Source organism: Dyella sp. (assembly GCF_035508675.1).
Taxonomy (GTDB): domain Bacteria; phylum Pseudomonadota; class Gammaproteobacteria; order Xanthomonadales; family Rhodanobacteraceae; genus Dyella_B.
Genome location: NZ_DATJMN010000033.1, coordinates 1 through 3,293, shown reverse-complemented (window position 1 = coordinate 3,293; position 3,293 = coordinate 1). Strand labels below are relative to the sequence as shown.

General features: G+C 63.6%; 2 protein-coding genes. Both read left to right on the top strand.

The window, feature by feature from the left end:
* Positions 1-177: 177 nt before the first annotated feature.
* On the top strand, positions 178-2,874 hold the full coding sequence (gene acnA / locus VMA74_RS02025; RefSeq protein ID WP_325364299.1) for an aconitate hydratase AcnA: 2,697 nt from the start codon (positions 178-180) through the stop codon (positions 2,872-2,874).
* Positions 2,875-2,963: 89 nt separating this feature from the next.
* Complete coding sequence (locus VMA74_RS21585) at positions 2,964-3,104, top strand: HHHH-motif protein (protein WP_325364297.1); 141 nt, start codon at positions 2,964-2,966, stop codon at positions 3,102-3,104.
* The last annotated feature ends 189 nt before the right edge of the window (positions 3,105-3,293 follow it).

Below are 3,293 nucleotides of genomic sequence, written 5' to 3'. Positions count from 1 at the left end.
CCGCCTGCCGGTACTCCGCCGGCGCGGAGGCGATTTGCGCGATGTGACGCGCGCGGTCCACCGGCGTGACGGCGTCCGGCCACTCGAACTTACCAATCGGGTAACGCAGGTCCATGGAACCAAGATACCAGGAGCAAAATGAGACTACCCGGACCGGCTTATGACACAATCGAATAGATGGCAAAAAACAGTTTTGGCGCGGCGGCGAAGCTGCGCGTGGGCGCGAGCGACTACGATTATTTCCGGCTCGCCACTTTAGAAGAACAAGGCGCGGGACAGGTTTCCCGCCTTCCGTTTTCCACCAAAATCCTGCTCGAAAACCTGGTCCGCTGCGAAGACGGCAAACGCATTTCGCCGGAAGACATCCGCTATGTGGCATCCGGCGCCGCCACGCAGGATAAAGAGATCAGCTTCATGCCGGCGCGCGTCCTGCTGCAGGACTTTACCGGCGTACCCTGCGTGGTGGACCTGGCCGCCATGCGCGACGCGCTGCAGGCCATGGGCGCCGACCCCGGCCGCGCCAATCCGCTGATGCCGGCGGACCTGGTGATCGATCACTCCGTGCAGGTGGACCGCTTCGGCTCCAGCGATGCCTTCGACATCAACGCGCTGCTCGAATTCCAACGCAACCGCGAGCGGTACATGCTGCTGCGATGGGGGCAGACGGCATTCAGCAATTTCCGGGTGGTGCCGCCGGATACCGGCATCGTGCACCAGGTCAACCTGGAATACCTGGCGCGCGGCGTGCACCGCACCCAGGACGGCGTCTATTACCCCGACTCGCTGGTGGGCACCGACAGCCACACCACCATGATCAACGGCATCGGCGTGGTCGGCTGGGGCGTGGGCGGCATCGAAGCCGAGGCCGGCATGCTGGGCCAGCCGGTGTACTTCCTCACCCCCGACGTGGTGGGCGTGGAGTTGAAGGGCAAGCTGCGCGGCGGCGTCACCGCCACCGACCTGGTGCTGACCATCACCGAGATGCTGCGCAAGGAAAAAGTGGTGGGCAAGTTCGTCGAATTCTGCGGCGAAGGCACGGCCAGCCTGTCGGTGACCGACCGCGCCACCATCGGCAATATGGCGCCCGAATATGGCGCCACCATGGGCTTCTTCCCGGTCGACGAGCGCACTATCGACTACTTCAAGGGCACCGGCCGCACCGAGGAAGAGATCGCGGCCTTCGAGGCCTATTTCAAGGCGCAGAAGATGTTCGGCGTGCCCAAGGCCAAGGACATCAATTTCTCCAAGCTGCTCACGCTGGACCTGGCCACGGTCGCGCCGTCGCTCGCCGGCCCCAAGCGCCCGCAGGACCGCATCGAAATCGGCAACCTGAAGAAGACCTTCACGACTCTGTTCTCCAAGCCGATCGCCGAGAACGGCTTCAACCAGCCGGCCGCCAAGCTGGGCGAGACCTTCACCACCAGCACCGGCACCAAGATCAAGAACGGCGACATCCTGATAGCCGCCATCACCTCCTGCACCAACACGTCCAACCCGAGCGTGCTGCTCGCGGCAGGCCTGCTGGCCAAGAAGGCGGTGGAAGCGGGCCTGAAGGTGCCCAAGCACATCAAGACGTCGCTAGCCCCCGGATCGCGCGTGGTCACCGGCTATCTCACCAAGACGGGCCTGCTGCCCTATCTGGACAAGCTCGGCTTCGACGTCGCGGCCTACGGCTGCACCACCTGCATCGGCAATGCCGGCGATCTCACTGCCGATCTGAACGAAGCCATCACGTCCAACGATCTGGTGTGCGCGGCCGTTCTGTCGGGCAACCGTAATTTCGAGGCGCGCATCCACCCCAATATCAAGGCCAACTTCCTGGCCTCGCCGCCGCTGGTGGTGGCCTATGCCATCGCCGGCACCATGCTCAAGGACCTGATGACCGAGCCCGTGGGCCGCGGCAAGAACGGCGACGTCTGGCTGGGCGACATCTGGCCCACCACGCAAGAGATCGACGATCTGCTCAAGTTCGCGATGGATCCCAACGCCTTCCGCGACAACTACGGCCAGGTCAAGACCAAGCCGGGCAAGCTGTGGGAGAACATCAAGGGCGTCAAGGGCGAGACCTACGACTGGCCCAAGTCCACCTACATCGCCGAGCCGCCTTTCTTCGACGACTTCGGCATGACGCCGGGCGCCATGCCCATCATCAAGGGCGCGCGCGCACTGGGCATCTTCGGCGACTCGGTCACCACCGACCACATCTCGCCGGCCGGCTCCATCAAGGAATCCTCCCCCGCGGGCAAATGGCTCAAGGATCACGGCGTGCTCAAGGCCGATTTCAACAGCTACGGCTCGCGCCGCGGCAATCACGAGATCATGATGCGCGGCACCTTCGCCAACGTGCGCATCAAGAACCTGATGATTCCGCCCCGGGCCGACGGCAGCCGCTTCGAAGGCGGCGACACGCTGTTCCAGCCCGGCGGCGAGCAGATGTCCATCTACGACGCTGCCATGAAGTACATCGCGCAAGGCACGCCCAGCGTGGTGTTTGGCGGCGAGGAATACGGCACGGGCTCCTCGCGCGACTGGGCCGCCAAGGGCACGCAGCTGCTGGGCGTCAAAGCGGTGATCGCCCGCAGCTTCGAGCGCATCCACCGCAGCAACCTGGTCGGCATGGGCGTGCTGCCCCTGCAATTCAAGGGCAACGACAGCGTGGAAAGCCTGAACATCACGGGCAAGGAGACCTTCGACATCTCCGGGCTGGAGCAGGGCATCAAACCCATGCAGAACGTGACGCTGACCATCCATCGCCCCGACGGCAGCAAGCAGGACGTGGCCGTGCTGCTGCGGATCGACACGCCGATCGAGGTCGACTACTACAAGCACGGCGGGATACTGCCTTTCGTGCTGCGGCAGTTGCTGGCGGCTTGATTTGCTTGCAAAGGGAAACCGACGAATTCAGGGCTGCGTCATTTGCGTGCGTTCAAACTAGCGGCACCTGAAACACAAAAGGAGATGTCGTGAAAAAAGTCCTGTTTTCGACTCTGCTCGCAACCATGGCCGGAGCGATCTTCGCGACTGCCGCGCAAGCCCGTCCGCACAAGGTGTGTCATTGGGATCCTCACCACCACCACCACCGTGTCTGCCATTGGGTACGTTGATCAAAAAATCGCCGCGCAATGCGCGGCGATTTTTTTCACCGGACCGCGCCAAGACCAGGGCGGCCCGTTGCGGGGACTGCGGGTTCAGCCGAAAGAATAGGCGTCCATCGCCAATGCGCCGTAGCTGATCTCGTCGTTCAGGCGCTGCGCCGGGTCGCCGTTGCCCGCGCCCAGGGCCACATACAGCGG